Below are 17,661 nucleotides of genomic sequence, written 5' to 3' on the forward strand. Positions count from 1 at the left end.
CATGTCTGAAAACGTAGCATTGAGACTAAACGAAGTCCCAATGCCTAGATATTATTTTGATTACTACACCAAACTTTCTGAAGAGGTCTTTAGAACATTTGAGAAGGCAGCTGTTGCAAAATCTACCTTGGCAGACTCGTCTGGGATGGTAGAGCCCAAGATTGCGTTTGATCTCGCAGATCGTGTATCCAAGATGCATGACATTGATGTGACTGAACGACTAAGGGTATTGATTCAAAGCACAACAAAGGAGCTTGCCGCCTTGACCCTATCTGAGGAGATTGCTTTAGGCAAGTATTCTGGACCAGATACTTCACTAGAAGAGAGGCTTGATCTAGCAGTAAGGGTAGGCCTTGCCATAGTGACAGAAGGTGTTACAGTAGCCCCACTGCAGGGAATTAGTGAGGTAAAGATAAAGAAAAATCATGATGGCTCTGATTACCTTTCTGTATCATTTGCAGGACCAATCAGGTCTGCAGGCGGAACCGAAGCAGCATCTACAATGCTGATTGCAGACCACATCAGAAAGATAGCGGGACTTTCTAAATTCCAGGCAAACTCCTTTGATGATGAGACTGGGAGATTTGTAGAGGAGTTAAGGCTCTATGAGAGAGAGGCTGGAAATTTCCAATACCATGTTCCAGATGAGGATGTTGTAACTGTCATATCAAATCTTCCAGTTGAGCTTGATGGTGTTGATACAGATCCGGTTGAAATTGTAAGCCATAGAAACATGACTCGAATCAGTACTAACAGAGTAAGGGGTGGCGCCCTTCGAGTTCTAAATGACGGTCTGATAGGCAAGTCAAGGAAATTACTAAAACTCATCGAGTTGTTTGAATTAGACGGTTGGGACTGGCTAAAGAGCCTAAAGGGTGCAATTCAGACTGGAGATGAGGATGCAGCATCTCATAGGATGAGAGAGGTCATAACTGGCAGATCCGTCCTTTCTATGCCAAAGAAACTAGGTGGTTTTAGGTTAAGATATGGACGAGCATGCAATACTGGCTTTTCCTCAGTAGGAATACATCCTGTCATTGCAGAAATTTTGGATCATACCATAGTAGTTGGTACACAGATCAAAGTTGACATCCCAGGAAAGGCTGCAACCATTGCTTTTGTGGATTCCTTGGACACACCAATTGTTAGGCTGAGAAATGGTAATGTCGTAAAAATCAGGGACACTCATCACGGCATAAAACTCAAACCACAGATAGAAAAGATCCTTCACCTTGGTGACATACTGATCAGCTATGGTGATTTCTTGGAAAACAATGCAGAGCTTGTCCCAACAGGCTATGTGGAAGAATATTGGGCCGAGGAACTCAAAACAAAGCTTGCAAAATATGAACCTGAAGATCCACGCTTACAATATGTTTCAAAGGCACCAAGTCTAGATGAAGCATTCAAACTCTCACTTGATTTTGGTATTCCATTACATCCCAACTATCTGTATTATTGGGACCAGATCTCAATCCAAGAATTTGAACAAATCCTAAATCCGCAAAAGGCAGATCCCGACTTGATAATCTACCAAAAAAATAGTAAAGAAACTCTTGAAAAACTTGGGGTACCTCATGAAATGGCAGGAGATTCAATTTTACTAAAAGACGTAGAGGCAAAGATTTTCTTTTATTTGCTTTTTAGAAAACTCATAAAACTTGATCATACCATGACTGTTCCAAAACTTATCACTGATGTATCTGGGATAAAAATAAAAGACAAGTTTTCAACGGCAATAGGGATTAGAGTTGGTAGACCAGAAAAGGCTGCAGCAAGAAAGATGAAACCCCCAGTACACACACTCTTTCCAATAGGCAGTAAGGGGGGAGCATCACGAGACTTGATAAAAGCATCAAAGGAACCAAATTTTTATTGTAATATAAATAACAGATTTTGTAAAAACTGTAACGAACCATCAATTAGCATAGCCTGTCCAAAATGCAAAAACAAGACAACTGTACTTTTTGTCTGCCCAACTTGTCGAGATGAGTTAGAGTCTGAGTATTGTGAAAAATGTAAAAGAAAGACACTATCCCACACATATAGGTCATTTCCACTCAAAGAAAGGCTCTATTCTGCACAGGAAAGGACTGGCATCCGTGTTCAGGAACCATTCAAAGGCGTAAAGGAACTCATAAACCAAGACAGAATAGCAGAACCTCTTGAAAAAGGACTCATAAGACAAAGCCTAGGACTTAATGTCTTCAAGGACGGAACCATTAGATTTGATGCGACCAACGCACCACTAACTCACTTTACACCTGCATGGATTGGAACCAGTCCAGAAAAACTTGTGCAACTTGGATATGCTCATGATATCAATGGCAAACCCATCACTAGTTCTGATCAAATAATAGAACTTAGAATTCAAGATGTCATAATACCACATGAATGTGGAGAATATCTGGTACAGACATCAAAATATCTGGATACAGAACTGGTAAAACTATTTGGTCATTCTCAATTTTACAAAGTAAAAACCACTGATGATCTTATTGGGCATTTAATGATTGGATTAGCTCCACATACATCAGTTGGGATTGTAGGACGAATAATTGGTTATACCAACACACATGTTTGTTATGGTACACCGGTGTGGCACTCTGCAAAAAGACGTGATGCTGATGGAGACGCTGATTCGATAATGCTTCTGATGGATAGCCTGCTTAATTTTTCAAGACAATTCCTGTCAGACAGAATTGGGGGTCTGATGGACGCACCATTATTGGTGCAACCAATTGTCATACCACAGGAAGTCCAAAGACAGGCCCATAACTTTGAGGTAGTAAAGTACTTGCCACTTTCATTTTTTGAAGCAACACTTACAAAAGAAAAGGCAAGTGAGATAAAAGATGTTGAGACCCTAAAGTCAAGACTTGAGACAGAAAGACAATTTTATGGATATAATTTTACACACAATACGTCTACTCTAACAGCATCAAGATCTCGTAGTGCCTATTCTACACTAGGATCTCTTTTAGAAAAACTTGACATGCAAATCAGAACTGCTGATATCATCAATGCGGTAGACCCAAGCGAAGTTGTTTCTATGGTTATGACAACCCATCTCTTACCTGATATCATGGGAAATCTTAGGGCATATTCTAGTCAGTCTTTTAGATGTACAGCTTGCGGCGCAAGCTACAGAAGAGTTCCACTTGCTGGAAATTGTCTAGAATGCAGTAACAAACTAATCCAGACCATGACGCGACCTTCAGTCCAAAAATATCTCAAGCTAGCAACAAGGCTGCTTGATAAATACAAAATTGATCCATACTTGAAAGGAAGAGTGATGTCCCTTTTGGATGAATTAGAACTGGTCTTTGGAAAAGAAGAAGGTAACCAAGCGCTTCTTACAGATTATGCCTAGCGAAGCTTAACGTACTCATAGGCACCAAGCTTGTTCTCAAAGCAATAATTGACCTTTTGAAAGTCTTTTCTGAACTTCTTTACTTCAACTGCTATTTTCTTTGCGTCTTTTTTGTCGACAACAACTTTCTTGATAAATCTTGCAACCTCTTTCATGTCTGATTCCTTCATGCCAAGTCGTGTAATCTCAGCAACACCAAGCCTTATTCCTCCTGGATGGAAATAATTTCTTCCAGCCTTGATATCTCCTGGTATGAGTTGTCTGTTTACAATTATGTTTGCTTTTTCTAGATCAGCCTCAATTTTTCCACCATCACTAAATGAAAGAACATTTACTACGATTTGGTGTGATTTTGTAAATCCTCGTTTTTCTCCAAGAACCCCAAATCCATAGGAGTTTAACGCTTCTGCAAGTGCCTTGGCGTTCTTTACAACCTGGACTGCATATTTTTTACCAAACTCTAACATTTCTGCAAAAGCAATTGCCTTTCCAGCCATATGATGCAGGTGATGATTACTAGTCATTCCGGGAAACGTTGCCTTTTTGATCTCTTCACTATATTTTTCATAAGAGACGATCATGCCTCCTTGTGGTCCAAAGAGGGTCTTGTGCGTACTCATAGTCATTGCATCAGCTCCTTCTCGCAATGGATCTTGGAACTGTCCACCAGCTATTAACCCAGCAACATGAGCTGCATCATAATTGACAAACATCTTGTACCCTTTTAGAAAATCAGCAAGCTCCTTAACAGGATGGGGAAACAAAAAGACAGAGCCCCCAAACATTGCAATCTTTGGAGTTCTACTAGCTTTGTCAAGCTCGATTACCTTTTGTTTTGTTTTATCTACATCAATTGACATCTCTTCGGCATCAAATGGATAAAATTCAATATCTAATCCATGAACTAAACCTGCAGTTCCAGAATGTTCTTTTTTACCATGAGAGATGTGTCCACCAGAAGGAATTGAAGGCGCAAGCATTACGTCCCCTGGATTTGAAAAAGCTGAATAAATGGAAAGATTTGCCACAACACCAGAGATTGGTCTTACGTCAACAAACTCTGCCTTGAATAATTTTTTACCTAGTTCGATACACTTGAACTCTACTTTATCGATATATGTACAACCAGCATAGACACGCTCACCAGGCCACCCCTCTGCATATCTATTTGCAAAGTCAGATATCGTTGCCTCTCTGACAGCAGGACTTGGAACATTCTCACTTGCAATAAGCGGTATTGAATTTGCAAACCAATCATTGTGAATTTTGAGCAAAGAAAGTACCTCCTTGCAAGATTCTTTTGGGGAGGATTTTGTCATGAACTGATCGACCAACTTTCCTAATTTAAAAACATCGATTAAAATTTTGAAAAACGGTTTAATTTTTGAAATTTCCCAGTTTTTGGGGTTTTTTAGTATAAAGATATAAAAAGGGAAAATTGGGCTTCAATGAACTATGTCATTACAAAATTCACAAGGCGGAATTCCAGTTGTTATACTAAAAGACGGTGCACAACAGACCAAAGGCCGTGATGCCCAAAAAAATAACATTACTGCTGCAAAACTGATTGCAGAGATAGTCCATACAAGCCTTGGTCCAAGAGGAATGGACAAGATGCTTGTAGATTCCCTAGGTGATGTTACAATTACAAATGATGGGGCAACAATTCTAAAAGAAATTGATGTTCAGCATCCTGCAGCAAAAATGCTAGTAGAAATCTCAAAAGCAACAGACAATGAGGTAGGAGATGGAACAACTTCTGCAGTAGTTCTGGCAGGCGCATTATTAGAAAACGCTGAATCTCTCATACTACAAGAGGTCCATCCGACAATTATTGTAGATGGATATAGAAAAGCAGCACAAAAGACAAAAGAGCTTTTGGCAAAAATTGCAGACAAGGTATCTCCAACAGACAAAGAAATTCTTGACAAAATTGCAAGGACAGCAATGCAAACAAAACTTGTCAGAAAGGACTCTACTAATCTTGCAGACATTGTAGTAAAGGCTGTACTTGCCGTAGCTGAAAAAACAGAAGATGGTTATGCAGTAGATATTGATGATATCAAAGTAGAAAAGAAAGCAGGCGGTTCCATAAAAGATACCTATCTAACAAAAGGAATTGTACTAGACAAAGAAGTTGTTCATAGCGGCATGCCAAAAAAGATTGCCAATGCAAAGATTGCACTAGTTAACAGTGCACTTGAGATTGATAAAACTGAGTTTGATGCAAAAATAAACATATCAAATCCACAACAAATGAAATCATTTCTGGATGAAGAAAACAGGATGATCAAAAACATGGTGGACAAAGTAATTGCATCTGGCGCAAACGTATTGCTATGTCAAAAAGGCATTGATGATATTGCACAACACTATCTTGCAAAAGCAGGAATACTTACAGTAAGAAGAGTAAAAGAAAGCGATCTTTCAAAACTTGCAAAGGCAACTGGTGCAAGAATGGTAACAAATCTTGATGATCTGTTTGAAAAAGACTTGGGATCTGCAGAAAACGTAGAAGAAAGAAAAGTAGAGACAGACAGATGGGTCTTCGTTGAAGGATGCAAGCATCCAAAAGCTGTGACCATTCTTGTGAGAGGAGGATCACAAAGAGTTGTTGATGAAGTAGAAAGATCAATTCACGATTCATTAATGGTTGTAAAAGATGTAATGGAAAATCCCTGGATTGTAGCTGGTGGTGGTGCACCAGAGACTTATGCTGCAACAAAGCTTAGAGAATGGGCAAAATCACTTGAGGGACGTGAACAACTAGCCGTAGAAAAATTTGCAGACTCACTTGAAGTAATTCCTCTCACACTTGCTGAAAACGCAGGCATGGATCCAATTGATACCTTAGCATCACTACGCTCAAGACAACTCAAAGGAAACAAATGGACTGGAATAGATGTAATGAAAGGCATAGTCACAAGCATGCATTCTACTGATATCTTTGAACCACTTTCTGTGAAGAATCAAATTGTTTCATCTGCCACTGAGGCAGCATGCATGATCTTAAGAATTGATGATGTAATTGCTATTGCAAAATCTGCAGGTCCTCCACCAGGTGCAGAAGGAATGGGCGGTATGGGAGGCATGCCAGGAATGGGAGGCATGGGCGGTATGGGTGGAATGGGCGGTATGCCACCCATGGATATGTAAAACCTGCATACAATTCCATATTATCATCAAAGGTTTATTTGCCGACTCTTGTTACAAATTTTTATGCAACTTGGCGGCGGCTCGAAAATTCTTGCTGGCGTAAAATATGTATATTTGGTATCTTTCTTTGCGTTGCTTTCTGGAATGTTTTATCCTATAATTACACATAGCAGTGGTGATAGTGTAGTTGAAGGAATACTGATTCTCTTTGTTGGTCTTGCAGGTGCAGTATCGATATACAAGGCAGGTACATCTGACAAACACCAAAAAGCCTATCTCATTACAGGTTTTGTAATTTTAGCTATAGCCACGGTGCTTGTGTATGCAGCACTGGGCAAACTCTAGATGTCAAAATATAGATAGAACTCGTGTGGGTGTGGTCTAATTGAGACCTCATGCTCATCCTTTCTTTCTAATTCAATGATTTTGTCAAGTACGTCATTTGAAAATATTGGATTGAGAAACTTTCTATCGCTTTCTAATGCATCAAGTGCCTCACCAAGTGTTGCAGGTAAAGACTTGATTCCTTTTGCATCAAGCTCTTTTCTACTCATCTTATAGATATCTTCATGAACAGGATCTCCTGGATCTAGTTTCTTTTTAATTCCATCAAGACCCGCAGCTAGTACAGCAGAAAAGACAAGATATGCATTTGATGAAGGATCAGGAGCTCTGAATTCTAATCTTTTTAATTTTGCGTATTTTTCTCCCTTAAAGTGCGCGGGAATTCTTACTATTGCAGATCTGTTGCCTGGGCTCCATGCTACATAGACTGGAGCCTCATATCCTGGAACCAATCTGTGATACGAGTTTGTTGTTGGTGCTACAATTGCGGCAAGTGCTCTTGCATGATTCATTATACCACCACAAAAGTATCTTGCAGTTTGACTAATCTCCTCTTTATCGTCTTTGTCAAAAAATGTATTTTTATCGTCTTTCCAGAGGCTGACGTTGGTATGCATACCAGAACCCGCATCCATGGAAATTGGTTTTGGCATCATGGTTGCAACCTTGTCATATTTTACTGCAACATTTCTTACAACATACTTGTAGGTCTGTGCTCCATCTGCTGAATTTGTTAGATGATCATACCTGATATCAATTTCACACTGACCCGCAGTTGCAACTTCATGGTGATGGTTATCACATAAAATACCGAAATTTTCATTCAAAATGTCAACACACTCGTTTCTATATTCTGTTAATGTATCAGATGGAGTACTAGGATAGTATCCCTTTTGCAAGGCCATTGGGTAGCCTTTTCCTTCCTGACTCCATGGAGCTTCTTTTGATTCAATTGAATATGACTGACCCTTGTATGGTGTCAAGACATCCCAGGAAATCTTGTCAAAAACGAAAAACTCTACCTCTGGTCCCCAATAACTGTAATCAAACCCTTGGGTCTTGAGATATTTTTCTGCCCTTTGTGCTATACCTCTGGGGTCTCGCTCTAGTCTTCCCTTATCCCACCCCCAATAAACATCACAAATCAATCTCGCAGTTTTGCCGTTTGTCATCCAAGGGATGATAGCGTATGTATTTGGATCTGGTTTGAGTACCATATCAGAATCATCCACACCCGCAAAACCAACAATTGAGGAACCATCAAGCTTTGGCAAACCATCTTGCATTTGTTGCGGAGTAAACAAGCTGGCTGAAATTGTAGTATGATGGAATCGTCCTAATAATCCTGTAAACTGTAAATCAATAAATTTTATTTGTTCATGTTTTATTTTAGCAAAAACTTCATCAGCTGAATAGGAAATTGATACAGGTTCCCCACCAATCACTTTATATGGCAATTTAGTTCCTTGATCATAACACAAGGAGTCCATGATTTAAGTATTATTGGGTGTGCAAATGTCAGAAACAAAAAAAATTGATGTAAATTCATTGTACGCCATCTTACAGCTTGAAATTGAAAATGATCCTGTCCAAGAAATTGATCCAGAGCTTTATTCCAGTATAGGCGAGCTAATTGGAAATCTGAAAAATCAAGGATATGATGGAATAGAATCAAAAATCAAAGATTCACTTGTAAAAATAATAGCAGACATGACCACACTTCTTTTAAAAATAAGAATTGAAAAGGCAATAAAATCAAAAGAACTTGATTATTCAAATTTACTTGATGAGGAAAGATTCATCTTGGATTCTGAAGATGAATTGCGACAAAGAAAGGAAGTTATTCTTGCAGCTACACTAAACGGTAGATTAAAACTTCTAGAGACAGTAGCCAACAGTCACAGGTCACGAGCTATTGTAATACGATTCTTAAAACCGATAGACCAAATCATAGGTTCTGATTTACAGAAATATGGACCGTTTGATGCAGAAGACGTGGCAACGCTTCCTTTTGAGAACGCCCTTGCTCTCATCAATAAGAAAATTGCTGTAAAAATAAGCTGGGAAGACTAGAAATTACACCTGATATTTCCTAAGAATAAATGCATAATGGAGTTCATCTGGGTACCTATTTTCTAATCATACTTTATCCAGTTGCAGGACTTTTTATTATTGAGATGGTATGCAGGGCTGCAAAAATTCCATCATGGATAAAACTTTTAACTCAAGCAACAATGTGTGTGGGTTTTGGTATAGTGTATCTCACAATGCAAGTTGCTCACTGGCTTACTGGGGGAGTTTTGTTGGCCTTGGCATTTGCATTATTCTATCAGGCAAAACTTTCAAAACTAAATCCAGAAAGAGCACTTTACTAATTACGAAACTTGTTCAAAACTTTTTTAAAAATACTTTGACGCCCAATTCCCTTATCTCGCTTTACACTATTTTGGCCAAATCTTTTTGCTCTGATCTGATGTAGCTTGACACATCTGTGAGTCTCTGGTAGCCTGTGTTCGGCACAGAATTTGTCTTTGCAGTAATTGCATTCAAAAGGCAGATCCTGTTTTTCACCACAATATGCACAGTCAAACTCTTCCATAGAATAATTAAAAGTTCATACTAAATTAGTGTTAGGTAACTTTGTTTCTTGGTATAGCCAGATCAACAAAACATATTTACACAATACATCATGATAAAAAACAGATTTTCAAATGTTAAAAGATAAAGTAGCAATTGTAACTGGTGCAAGTAGTGGAATAGGTTATGCTACCGCATTATCTCTTGCAAAAGCAGGCGCAAAGGTAGCAATTGCTGCCAGAAGAACCCAACGATTAGAGGAATTACAAAAAGAGATTACAAAAAATGGTACTGAATGTATTGTTGTACCATGTGATGTGACAAAACGCAAGGACTGTCAAGCACTAATTGATGCTGTAATAAAAAAATGGAATAAAATAGATATTTTGATAAATAATGCTGGAATCATGCCTCTAAGTTTTGTGAAGAATCTCAAAGTAGACGAGTGGGAGCAAATGGTTGATGTCAACATCAAAGGAGTGCTTTTTTGTACAGCCGCTGCTGTCTCACACATGATTAGCCAGAATTCTGGCCATATCGTGAATATTTCATCAATTGCGGGCAGAGTTGTATTTCCATCAGGTAGTGTTTATTGTGCAACAAAATATGCAGTAAGAGCTTTCAGCGAAGGATTACGACAAGAACTAAGTGCAAGAAACAAAATTCGAGTAACAACAATAGAACCAGGTATTGTAGCAACCGAACTTACCAACACCATTACTGACAAATCACTAGAGGCTTTTGTAAAACAATCAAAAGAAATTGAAGCACTACAAGCAGAAGACATTGCAAACTCGATTATGTTTGCATTAGAATCTCCATTGCGTATGAACGTTAATGAAATTACAGTAAGGCCAACAACACAAGAAAGATAGTGTTAGGTGTTAGATAATAAACCCAACAAACATTTTGATTCTAGGTGGGGGATTTGGCGGTCTTGCTGCAGCAAATGAGCTAAGACAAAATCTTTCATCCGAAGTCAAAATTACTGTAATTGACAAAAAGGATTATTTCATGATGGATCTGGTGAAACTATGGATTCTAAATGGAACTAGAGAATTTGAATATTCAAAGAAACCTTTGCAAACAATAACAAAAAAGGGAATTGATTTTATCAACGAGGAAATCATCAAGATTAATCCACAAAACAAAACCATTACTATATCATCAAAAGAATTACCATATGATTATCTGATAATTGCACTTGGAGTTGAGCTTGCACCAGAACAAATTCCAGGTCTTTCAAATAATGGATTAATCTTGTATGAGCTAAAGGATATACCAAAAATTCGTGATGCAATAAAGAGAATAAAATCAGGCAAGATAGCAATGGCAATAATGGGCTTGCCTTACAAATGTCCGCCAGCTCCCTATGAGGCAGCTCTTCTCATAAGATCGATGTTAATAGATACTGGTACCAGCGATTCTGTAAAAATTGATTTTTACAGTCCAACTCCAATAACACTTCCTGCAGGTGGCCCTCAAGTGAGCGAAGAACTATTGCAACTTTTAAAATCAAAAAACATAGAGTTTCATGGATCACAAAAAACAATCTCTGTTGGACCAAAGACACTAAAGTTTGAAGAATCTGTAGCCGGTTTTGATCTTCTTATCGCAGTTCCGCCACACAAAGCTCCATTAGTGGTAGTTGAAGCGGGTTTTGCAGAAAAGGGAAAATTCATTGCAGTTGACAGAACATGCAAAACAAATTTTGAAAATGTCTATGCAATAGGTGATGTGAATCAAATCATGGTTACAGATAAAATTGCGGTTCCAAAGGCAGGAATCTTTGCAGAAGAAGAAGGCGTTACCGTTGCTAGAAATATCATATCAAAAATAAAAAGCGAACAAGAAAAAGAGATCTTTGATGGTAAGGGAGGATGTTTTGTAGAGGTTGGCAAAAAAGTTGCAGGATATCTGCAAGTAGACATGTTTGCTACTCCAAATCCAACCACAATACTCCAGCAACCATCAGAAGAACACTTTGCAGACAAAGAAAAATTTGAAAAAGACAGACTAGCAAAGTGGCTGTAATGTCAAACTAATTTTACAAATTTTTTTCTGTAAATAAATCCAACAATTCCAGAACCAACAAAGGTTGCAGTCCAATACAACCAGAGATCATTAAGATAACCGGATACTAGAGCTGGTGCTAAAGATCTGGCTGGATTCATAGATGCACCTGAGATAAACGACAAGAAGAAAATATCAAGACCTATTATGCCGCCTATGGCAATCCCGCTAAATCCTCTTAATCCCTTCGTATGTACAACTACCAGAATCACTGCCATCAATAATGCTGTAGTCAGAACTTCAACGCCAAATATGAGAGGTAAAGGAAAATTATAATCTGGCGCGTTTGCTCCTAGATTTGCCTCTGTACCTATCACGTATTTCACAAAAATACTTGCTAATAATGCACCAATTATTTCTGCAGCAAAATATACTAGTAAGAGATTTCTTGGCATGTGTTTTGTAACAAGATAACCAATTGTTACTGCAGGATTGAAATGTGCCATTGAAACTTTTCCAAAAGCATAAACCATCAAAGCGACAGCAACCGCAGGTGCTAGTGCAACAAACCATAAACCAAATGTTCCCACATATTTTGCATCTAGAACTACTGAACCTGTAGCAAATACAACTACAACAAACGTACCAATTAATTCAGCAAAGAATTTTTTTTGGTTAGACGATAAGCCGCTTAACCTAGAGACTTGCGACAAGTTCCTTTACCTTTGTTTCAATTTCATCTCTGATCTTTCTAACTTGCTCTACTGACTTGTCTTTTGGATCAGGAATATTCCAATCTATTACGTTATTTACAAACGGTGCTGGGCAGGATTCCTTATCCATGCATCCCATGTTTACAACTTTTACAGATTTTTTTATCATCTCATCAGAGAGTACTTTGGGTTTTTGTCCGGTTATGTCAATTCCAACTTCTTTCATTACCTGTACTGCAAGTGGATTAATTTCATTAGTGGGTTTTGTACCGGCACTTTGTGGCAAAAATTCTGGTAGCGCAAATTTTCTAAAGAAGCCCTCTGCCATCTGGCTTCTTCCAGCATTTTCTACACATACAAAAAGAATTTTCTTTGTCTCAGACATGTAATGCTTATATAAATCCATATTTATATAAACATTAATTGATATGAATGGCTTGACCCTTCTAAAATGCATCTGTGATGAGACACGCTTTAGCATACTTGAATTGCTTCAAAAGAACAAGGAACTTTGTGTCAATGACTTGGTTACCAAACTAAAAAAAGACCAACCACTAGTTTCTCATCATCTAAGAGCCTTGAAGGAATGCAACATTATTCATTCAAGAGGAAACGGAAAGATGACAATGTATTCAATTTCAAACAAAGAGACGGCAAAATTAATTGCAAATATTACCAATGCTGGCGAAAAGATTGCTACAATTTGTAATGATCCTACATGCTGTGCATGATTTTAAGACGCAATACAGTAAACTCTGATTGTCATATTGAACAAGAATTTTTTGATTTCAATAAATCCCACGATTTAATAATTTCACCATTGTCAGCAACCTGAGGGGCCGTAGTCTAGCTTGGTCATGATGCTAGCCTGGGGTGCTAGAGGTCGCCGGTTCAAGTCCGGCCGGCCCCATACATTATCCTATTTTATCAAATTTCTGTAAACTTTTCCACAGATACCAAGTTGCAACACTTCGATATGGTTTCCATCTCTCACCAATCTTCTCTACCTCTTTTGGTTTTGGTAATTCTGACAAAGAAAATGCCATCTGCACTCCCTTTCTTAACCCAAGATCTCCTGTAGGCAATACATCCAGTCTTCCAAGTGAAAATATCAAAAACATCTCAGCAGTCCACCTGCCTATTCCTTTTACTTGGGTGAGATGTTCAATGACTTCATCATCATTCATCTTAGATAACTTTCTCATCTTTAATTTTTCATCTTCGATTTTTTGTGCCAGATCTTTTAGATATTCCACTTTCATACCTGAAAGGCCAACTGAGCGTAGCTTGGCATCTTTTGTATCTAATATCTGACTAGCTGCTGGAAATTTTGGATAGAGTTTTTTGAATCTTGCAAATATTGCTTCTGCAGCAGAACCTGCAAGCTGTTGTGATATGATAGACTCTACCAAAACTGCAAAGTGGTTATTTCTTTTTCTAATCTGGTAATCCCCCACACGTTCAATAATTTTCACAAGTTTTGGATCCTGTTTTAGAAAGCCAATTGCCTTACGATTTATCATGTTAGCTTGGTTCCGGATGTATTGTAATCACTGCATTTTTAATTTGGTTTTTTATTTTATATTCAATTTCAGATACAATATCATGCACTCTTTCAACTGATAGATTTCCATCAAATGAGCAATCTATGTCTATTTTGAAAATGTCTTGAAGCTGGAATGTTATGACTCTGCCAATTTTTTTTACTGATGGATATTCCTTTATGGTTTTTGTAATCTGTTCCTCGATTGACAAGTCCTCCACAGGTAAACTCTTTGGTATTGAGACAAATGGTTCAAGATGAATTGTGATGTGATTAATGTTAGGAACTGCATTTCGGATCTGAGCTTCTATCTCATCTGAAATTTTATGAGCTTCCTCAAGATGCATATCTCTATCTACCATGACATGCAAGCTTATGAAGAGACCATCACTTGAAGTTGTAGAATTTACATTGTGTATTCCTTCAACTCCCTTTACTACGGACGCAACATGGTTTACCTTGTAATCAATAGGTACATCTTTCCATGTTGGTTCAAAATGAACTGTAACACTGGAATTTGCAATAGAACTTTTGATGTTTTTTTCTACATCACTACTGATCTTGTGAGCTTCTTCAAAACTTGCTGCACCACTCAAAGATATTTTTATCTCAGCAAAAATCTCACTACCTGATCTGCGCATTTGAACTGAATCAGTATTCATCACACCTTCTGTTTTGTTTACAATATCTTGTACTTGTTTTACCATGCCTGCAGGAATGGCATCAGTTAACTCTAGAGCGTTTTTGTGAATCAGCTTTATACTAAGAATAGCAAGAAACACTCCCAAAATTAATGCCGCAATAAAATCTCCTTGGTAATAACCAATTGTGACCAACAAAATTCCAACTAGCGCTACTGATGTAGCGCTCATGTCCATAAATGCATGATACAAGTCGACTCGCAAAGTAGAACCCTCTATTTTTTTCAGTGCCCTTCTAAGAATTCCAATTCTAAATATATCAGAACAAAGTGTGTATACGGCTGCTCCAATTGCCATTATCCCTGGAACAACGGTGGGAGGCGGACCTTGCATCCTTGAAATAGACTCGTAAATGAAAAAGGCTGCTATTACAAGAATGATAATACCGCCAACAAAACTGCCCATTGTCTCAATCTTGCCATGACCATACGTGTGCTCACGATCGGGAGGTTTTGTAGCCCATCTTGCCGCAACAAGCAAAATGGCAGTAACGATAGAATCTAAAACAGCATGAATACTATCTGTGATTAGAGCAAGACTGTTTGAAAATACTCCTATTGTAAGCTCTACCACAAACGCAGAAATTATTATAGCTAGTGAGATCCTGAGTGTATTTGTTTTAAGATTTTGCAAACTCATTTTTTCAGTCCCAATACTTGTAACACATCTTCAAAGTTTTCACGTGACTGATCATTTTTGTATTTTTTTAGTGAAGCAATCAGTTTTTTTCTATTAGGAACTTTGATTATTTTTTTTACCATATTTGCAATACCAGAGCCAATGAATATGCTTTGGGTTGCTGATGTTACATTTGATGTTCTTCTATTCACACTAGCACTTTCAAAATCAATTATGCAAATTTTCTTGCCAACTATAACATGTTTGTGAATATGGCTTAGCTCACCATGATCAAGACAGATTTTATCCAAACTATAACAATCCTCAAGCACCTTTAGTATAGTAGATCTAAGTTTTGCGGCACTACCTTTACCCTTTAGATCCCGAATCCAATCAATTATTTTTTTGCCTTCAAGATACTCCATTATTATGAAATTTTTGCTACTATCTATCAGCTTTGGACCAACATCTACTTCGTTTGCCAGGCTTAGAAGCTTTGCTTCACTTTTCATTTCAGGTCTACTAGCATCCATTCTGCGAATCTTCAAGGCCACTATTTTTTTTCTTTGATTTGATAAGACCACAACACCAACGTAGCCCTTGCCAAGAACAGGTATGTTGTTAAGTGTAGTTGTACCAGTAAATGAGACTCCTTTAATTCCAAGTTTTTTGAGCTCTGTGGTTCGTTTTGAGAGCTCGCCTCTTGTTGCCTTTGGATAGCCTAGAATTGAAGAATATGGTTCTATGGCAAGCTTGCTAAGGGGAACTAAAGAAGAATCCATCTGTAGTGGTAAGCTCTGTCAGAGCCTTTTTAATGGATTTGCTTGCAGTTTGTTTTCCATCAAATATCCTAAATCCTCGTTTGATATCAAATACCAAACCACTTGGAATGCCAGATGTTGAAAGATTTTTTTTCAAAAGATTGTTCAAAAATAATTTGGCATCATGGAATGGTCTGTCTTGTAATGATAAAATTTTTCCAGATTCATTAATCCACAATAATTTGTTTTTCTGATTTTTTGCAATAAAACTTTCTGATTCTTTTCTTCTTAAAACTTCGGGACCATTTTTTATCATGAACTTTTCAATTTTTGGCAAACGCAATAAGAAAATCATTGCAGCTTCTGATTTTTCATCTGTGACAGAAGACTTGCGCAATACATCAAAACCTGCAAGCTCAAGCTGACCTGAAATGGCAGTTGTTGCTCGCTTTACCTGACCCCAAATTATATCAGGGCTGCGAGGTTTGTAGTTGAATTTAACAATTATTGTACTGTCAAGATTTTTTCTGTTTGGATGTAGTGGTTTTAGTTTGAAAAATAACAGTGATGGTTTTTTCAAAAATGATCGCGCAGATAGAACAAACTTGCCTACACTCTCTGCTGAAATTGCGGTTCCAAGGTTTCTGTTGCTGTCTATTGGATCTATTATTACAAGTGGTGTTTCAAATCTCTTAGTTGGGTTTCCTATGATTTGGTTCTGTACAAAATTTGAGGCAGCTTCCAACACTCCAAGAAAACTTCCATAGTGTAATACGAGAACCTCAGCTACATAGCCGCCAAAGCCTTCTTTGGCTATCTCTGCACCATAAATGTCCATGGCAGTTAGGAATTTTTTCAACAATCTTACCTCGTCTTTTTTTTCCTGGTCAAGTGATTGTAGTATGAATTTTGTGTGAAAAGAGGACCTGTCTGCAGCACTCTTCCACTGTCCTGCTTGTACGTCATAACAGGGTACCACATTTACTAGGGTGCCTTTAACAGATGCTTCTACATATGGATGATCTGAATACCTCACGTATGGTTTGAATTTTTTTAGAGCATCAAAACCAATTTTTTTTCCAATTGACTCGAAAGTTTTTTCATCAGTATCATTTTTTAGTTTTACAAAAATGTCCAAATCAACTTCACCTTGAAGCCAAGTTCCCTTCGCATACGAACCTCCAATCTCTACTCCTACAACATTGGGAAATTTGGTAGCTTGTTCTTTTACTAATTGTAGTGAATATTCTGCTAGTTCTTTCATTTTTTCTTGTTCTTTTGCAGTAGGTATGGTGAATTTTTTTACCTGATCTAAAACTTTCATTTTGCTTTTACCACCTGTAAATCAGTGTATATAGGTCCGTTAGGAGTTAAGATACTTTTCTTAAATTTTAGCTCAGTAATGGTATCATGGCCTAGCTGAATTGTCTTTAATTTGTCCAATTCCTTGGAAATATCACCAATATTGTTTTTGATTCTAAAGATGGTCAGATGTGGCTTGAATGGTTTGTCACTTTTGAATCCTAGTGGAGCAAGTTTTTCTTCTACTTGTTTTGCAAGCTTGACAAGATTTTGTGCTGCAGTCTCATCTACACCTATCCATAAGACACGTGGAAATCTAGGATTTGGAAATGCGCCAACTCCACTAAAGATTATCTGAATTGGGCTAAATGTAATTGACTTTAATGATTCTATTATCTTTGGAGCAATCTCGTCTGCTATCTCACCTAAGAAAAGTAACGTAAAATGCATGTTTTCTTTGCTTACCGGTTTTGCTTTGATCTTTAGATCTGATTGAAGTTTTGCAATATGGTCTAGTACATCATTATTTTGAATCTCTACAGCTACAAAAGTTCGCATC

Annotated in this window: 18 protein-coding genes and 1 tRNA gene; 9 read left to right on the top strand and 10 right to left on the bottom strand. The window is 37.8% G+C overall.

The genetic code is table 11. The features are described 5' to 3' along the window. Position 1: 1 nt before the first annotated feature. Complete coding sequence (locus VEU72_04425; GenBank protein HYL66377.1) at positions 2-3,373, top strand: DNA polymerase II large subunit; 3,372 nt, start codon at positions 2-4, stop codon at positions 3,371-3,373. On the opposite strand, the gene glyA is transcribed toward VEU72_04425, so the two are convergent. Then, the gene (gene glyA / locus VEU72_04430; protein ID HYL66378.1) at positions 3,370-4,692 is read right to left on the bottom strand and encodes a serine hydroxymethyltransferase; all 1,323 of its coding nucleotides are present in this window, start codon (positions 4,690-4,692) and stop codon (positions 3,370-3,372) included. The genes VEU72_04425 and glyA overlap by 4 nt on opposite strands. A 136-nt stretch (positions 4,693-4,828) precedes the next feature. Here glyA and thsB point away from each other — a divergent pair, with 136 nt between their 5' ends. Together thsB and VEU72_04440 are read left to right on the top strand one after the other, a co-directional pair. Further along, the gene (gene thsB / locus VEU72_04435; GenBank protein ID HYL66379.1) at positions 4,829-6,529 is read left to right on the top strand and encodes a thermosome subunit beta; all 1,701 of its coding nucleotides are present in this window, start codon (positions 4,829-4,831) and stop codon (positions 6,527-6,529) included. Positions 6,530-6,592: 63 nt separating this feature from the next. After that, positions 6,593-6,874, top strand: coding sequence for a hypothetical protein (locus VEU72_04440; GenBank protein ID HYL66380.1), 282 nt, complete (start codon positions 6,593-6,595; stop codon positions 6,872-6,874). Here the strand turns inward: VEU72_04440 and glnA are convergent. Continuing rightward, on the bottom strand, positions 6,871-8,364 hold the full coding sequence (glnA, locus tag VEU72_04445) for a type I glutamate--ammonia ligase (GenBank protein HYL66381.1): 1,494 nt from the start codon (positions 8,362-8,364) through the stop codon (positions 6,871-6,873). The genes VEU72_04440 and glnA overlap by 4 nt on opposite strands. Before the next feature lie 25 nt (positions 8,365-8,389). Here glnA and VEU72_04450 point away from each other — a divergent pair, with 25 nt between their 5' ends. After that, complete coding sequence (locus tag VEU72_04450) at positions 8,390-8,947, top strand: hypothetical protein (protein ID HYL66382.1); 558 nt, start codon at positions 8,390-8,392, stop codon at positions 8,945-8,947. 29 nt (positions 8,948-8,976) lie between these two features. Continuing rightward, positions 8,977-9,249, top strand: coding sequence for a hypothetical protein (locus tag VEU72_04455; GenBank protein ID HYL66383.1), 273 nt, complete (start codon positions 8,977-8,979; stop codon positions 9,247-9,249). On the opposite strand, the gene VEU72_04460 is transcribed toward VEU72_04455, so the two are convergent. Further along, positions 9,246-9,473 carry an AN1-type zinc finger protein gene (locus VEU72_04460; GenBank protein HYL66384.1) on the bottom strand — a complete coding sequence of 76 codons (228 nt, stop codon included), beginning with the start codon at positions 9,471-9,473 and terminating at the stop codon, positions 9,246-9,248. The two genes, VEU72_04455 and VEU72_04460, sit on opposite strands and share 4 nt — an antisense overlap. A 112-nt stretch (positions 9,474-9,585) precedes the next feature. Between VEU72_04460 and VEU72_04465 the strand changes: the two genes are divergently transcribed. Continuing rightward, a complete protein-coding gene (locus tag VEU72_04465; protein HYL66385.1) occupies positions 9,586-10,326 on the top strand; it encodes an SDR family oxidoreductase in 741 nt (246 codons plus the stop codon). Between the two features lie 34 nt (positions 10,327-10,360). Then, positions 10,361-11,485, top strand: a complete 1,125-nt coding sequence (locus VEU72_04470; GenBank protein ID HYL66386.1) for an FAD/NAD(P)-binding oxidoreductase — start codon at positions 10,361-10,363, stop codon at positions 11,483-11,485. Positions 11,486-11,487: 2 nt separating this feature from the next. Here VEU72_04470 and VEU72_04475 read toward each other — a convergent pair whose 3' ends face one another. Both VEU72_04475 and VEU72_04480 read right to left on the bottom strand, forming a co-directional pair. After that, a complete protein-coding gene (locus VEU72_04475) occupies positions 11,488-12,177 on the bottom strand; it encodes an aquaporin (protein HYL66387.1) in 690 nt (229 codons plus the stop codon). Then, positions 12,161-12,562 carry an arsenate reductase ArsC gene (locus VEU72_04480; GenBank protein ID HYL66388.1) on the bottom strand — a complete coding sequence of 134 codons (402 nt, stop codon included), beginning with the start codon at positions 12,560-12,562 and terminating at the stop codon, positions 12,161-12,163. The genes VEU72_04475 and VEU72_04480 overlap by 17 nt, the downstream gene beginning before the upstream one ends. Positions 12,563-12,605: 43 nt before the next feature. Here VEU72_04480 and VEU72_04485 point away from each other — a divergent pair, with 43 nt between their 5' ends. Together VEU72_04485 and VEU72_04490 are read left to right on the top strand one after the other, a co-directional pair. Further along, the gene (locus tag VEU72_04485) at positions 12,606-12,908 is read left to right on the top strand and encodes a metalloregulator ArsR/SmtB family transcription factor (GenBank protein ID HYL66389.1); all 303 of its coding nucleotides are present in this window, start codon (positions 12,606-12,608) and stop codon (positions 12,906-12,908) included. Between the two features lie 104 nt (positions 12,909-13,012). Further along, positions 13,013-13,087, top strand: a tRNA-Pro gene (locus VEU72_04490). Between the two features lie 4 nt (positions 13,088-13,091). Here the strand turns inward: VEU72_04490 and VEU72_04495 are convergent. From VEU72_04495 to thpR, 5 genes are read right to left on the bottom strand one after another with little or no spacing between them, the layout of a single operon-like run. Beyond that, positions 13,092-13,700 carry a DNA-3-methyladenine glycosylase gene (locus VEU72_04495; protein ID HYL66390.1) on the bottom strand — a complete coding sequence of 203 codons (609 nt, stop codon included), beginning with the start codon at positions 13,698-13,700 and terminating at the stop codon, positions 13,092-13,094. Position 13,701: 1 nt separating this feature from the next. Continuing rightward, positions 13,702-15,060 carry a cation-efflux pump gene (locus tag VEU72_04500; protein HYL66391.1) on the bottom strand — a complete coding sequence of 453 codons (1,359 nt, stop codon included), beginning with the start codon at positions 15,058-15,060 and terminating at the stop codon, positions 13,702-13,704. Next, positions 15,057-15,821, bottom strand: a complete 765-nt coding sequence (locus VEU72_04505; protein ID HYL66392.1) for a serine/threonine protein kinase — start codon at positions 15,819-15,821, stop codon at positions 15,057-15,059. Before VEU72_04505 ends, VEU72_04500 begins: the two co-directional genes overlap by 4 nt. Beyond that, positions 15,796-17,124 (bottom strand): CCA tRNA nucleotidyltransferase, encoded by a 1,329-nt coding sequence (cca, locus tag VEU72_04510; protein ID HYL66393.1) that lies wholly within the window; start codon positions 17,122-17,124, stop codon positions 15,796-15,798. The genes VEU72_04505 and cca overlap by 26 nt, the downstream gene beginning before the upstream one ends. Further along, positions 17,121-17,660: an RNA 2',3'-cyclic phosphodiesterase gene (thpR, locus tag VEU72_04515; GenBank protein ID HYL66394.1), complete on the bottom strand. Its 540-nt coding sequence runs from the start codon at positions 17,658-17,660 to the stop codon at positions 17,121-17,123. The genes cca and thpR overlap by 4 nt, the downstream gene beginning before the upstream one ends. Between the last annotated feature and the right edge of the window lies 1 nt (position 17,661).

Source organism: Nitrosopumilaceae archaeon, from assembly GCA_035631875.1.
In the GTDB taxonomy this organism is placed as follows: Archaea; Thermoproteota; Nitrososphaeria; order Nitrososphaerales; family Nitrosopumilaceae; genus TA-20.

Excerpts from the sequence above, each read along its gene's own strand:
- VEU72_04425 (HYL66377.1), top strand. The coding sequence starts at position 2 with ATGTCTGAAAACGTAGCATTGAGACTAAACGAAGTCCCAATGCCTAGA.
- glyA (HYL66378.1), bottom strand. The coding sequence starts at position 4,692 with ATGACAAAATCCTCCCCAAAAGAATCTTGCAAGGAGGTACTTTCTTTG.
- thsB (HYL66379.1), top strand. The coding sequence starts at position 4,829 with ATGTCATTACAAAATTCACAAGGCGGAATTCCAGTTGTTATACTAAAA.
- VEU72_04440 (HYL66380.1), top strand. The coding sequence starts at position 6,593 with ATGCAACTTGGCGGCGGCTCGAAAATTCTTGCTGGCGTAAAATATGTA.
- glnA (HYL66381.1), bottom strand. The coding sequence starts at position 8,364 with ATGGACTCCTTGTGTTATGATCAAGGAACTAAATTGCCATATAAAGTG.
- VEU72_04450 (HYL66382.1), top strand. The coding sequence starts at position 8,390 with ATGTCAGAAACAAAAAAAATTGATGTAAATTCATTGTACGCCATCTTA.
- VEU72_04455 (HYL66383.1), top strand. The coding sequence starts at position 8,977 with ATGCATAATGGAGTTCATCTGGGTACCTATTTTCTAATCATACTTTAT.
- VEU72_04460 (HYL66384.1), bottom strand. The coding sequence starts at position 9,473 with ATGGAAGAGTTTGACTGTGCATATTGTGGTGAAAAACAGGATCTGCCT.
- VEU72_04465 (HYL66385.1), top strand. The coding sequence starts at position 9,586 with ATGTTAAAAGATAAAGTAGCAATTGTAACTGGTGCAAGTAGTGGAATA.
- VEU72_04480 (HYL66388.1), bottom strand. The coding sequence starts at position 12,562 with ATGTCTGAGACAAAGAAAATTCTTTTTGTATGTGTAGAAAATGCTGGA.
- VEU72_04485 (HYL66389.1), top strand. The coding sequence starts at position 12,606 with ATGAATGGCTTGACCCTTCTAAAATGCATCTGTGATGAGACACGCTTT.
- VEU72_04495 (HYL66390.1), bottom strand. The coding sequence starts at position 13,700 with ATGATAAATCGTAAGGCAATTGGCTTTCTAAAACAGGATCCAAAACTT.
- VEU72_04500 (HYL66391.1), bottom strand. The coding sequence starts at position 15,060 with ATGAGTTTGCAAAATCTTAAAACAAATACACTCAGGATCTCACTAGCT.
- VEU72_04505 (HYL66392.1), bottom strand. The coding sequence starts at position 15,821 with ATGGATTCTTCTTTAGTTCCCCTTAGCAAGCTTGCCATAGAACCATAT.
- cca (HYL66393.1), bottom strand. The coding sequence starts at position 17,124 with ATGAAAGTTTTAGATCAGGTAAAAAAATTCACCATACCTACTGCAAAA.
- thpR (HYL66394.1), bottom strand. The coding sequence starts at position 17,660 with ATGCGAACTTTTGTAGCTGTAGAGATTCAAAATAATGATGTACTAGAC.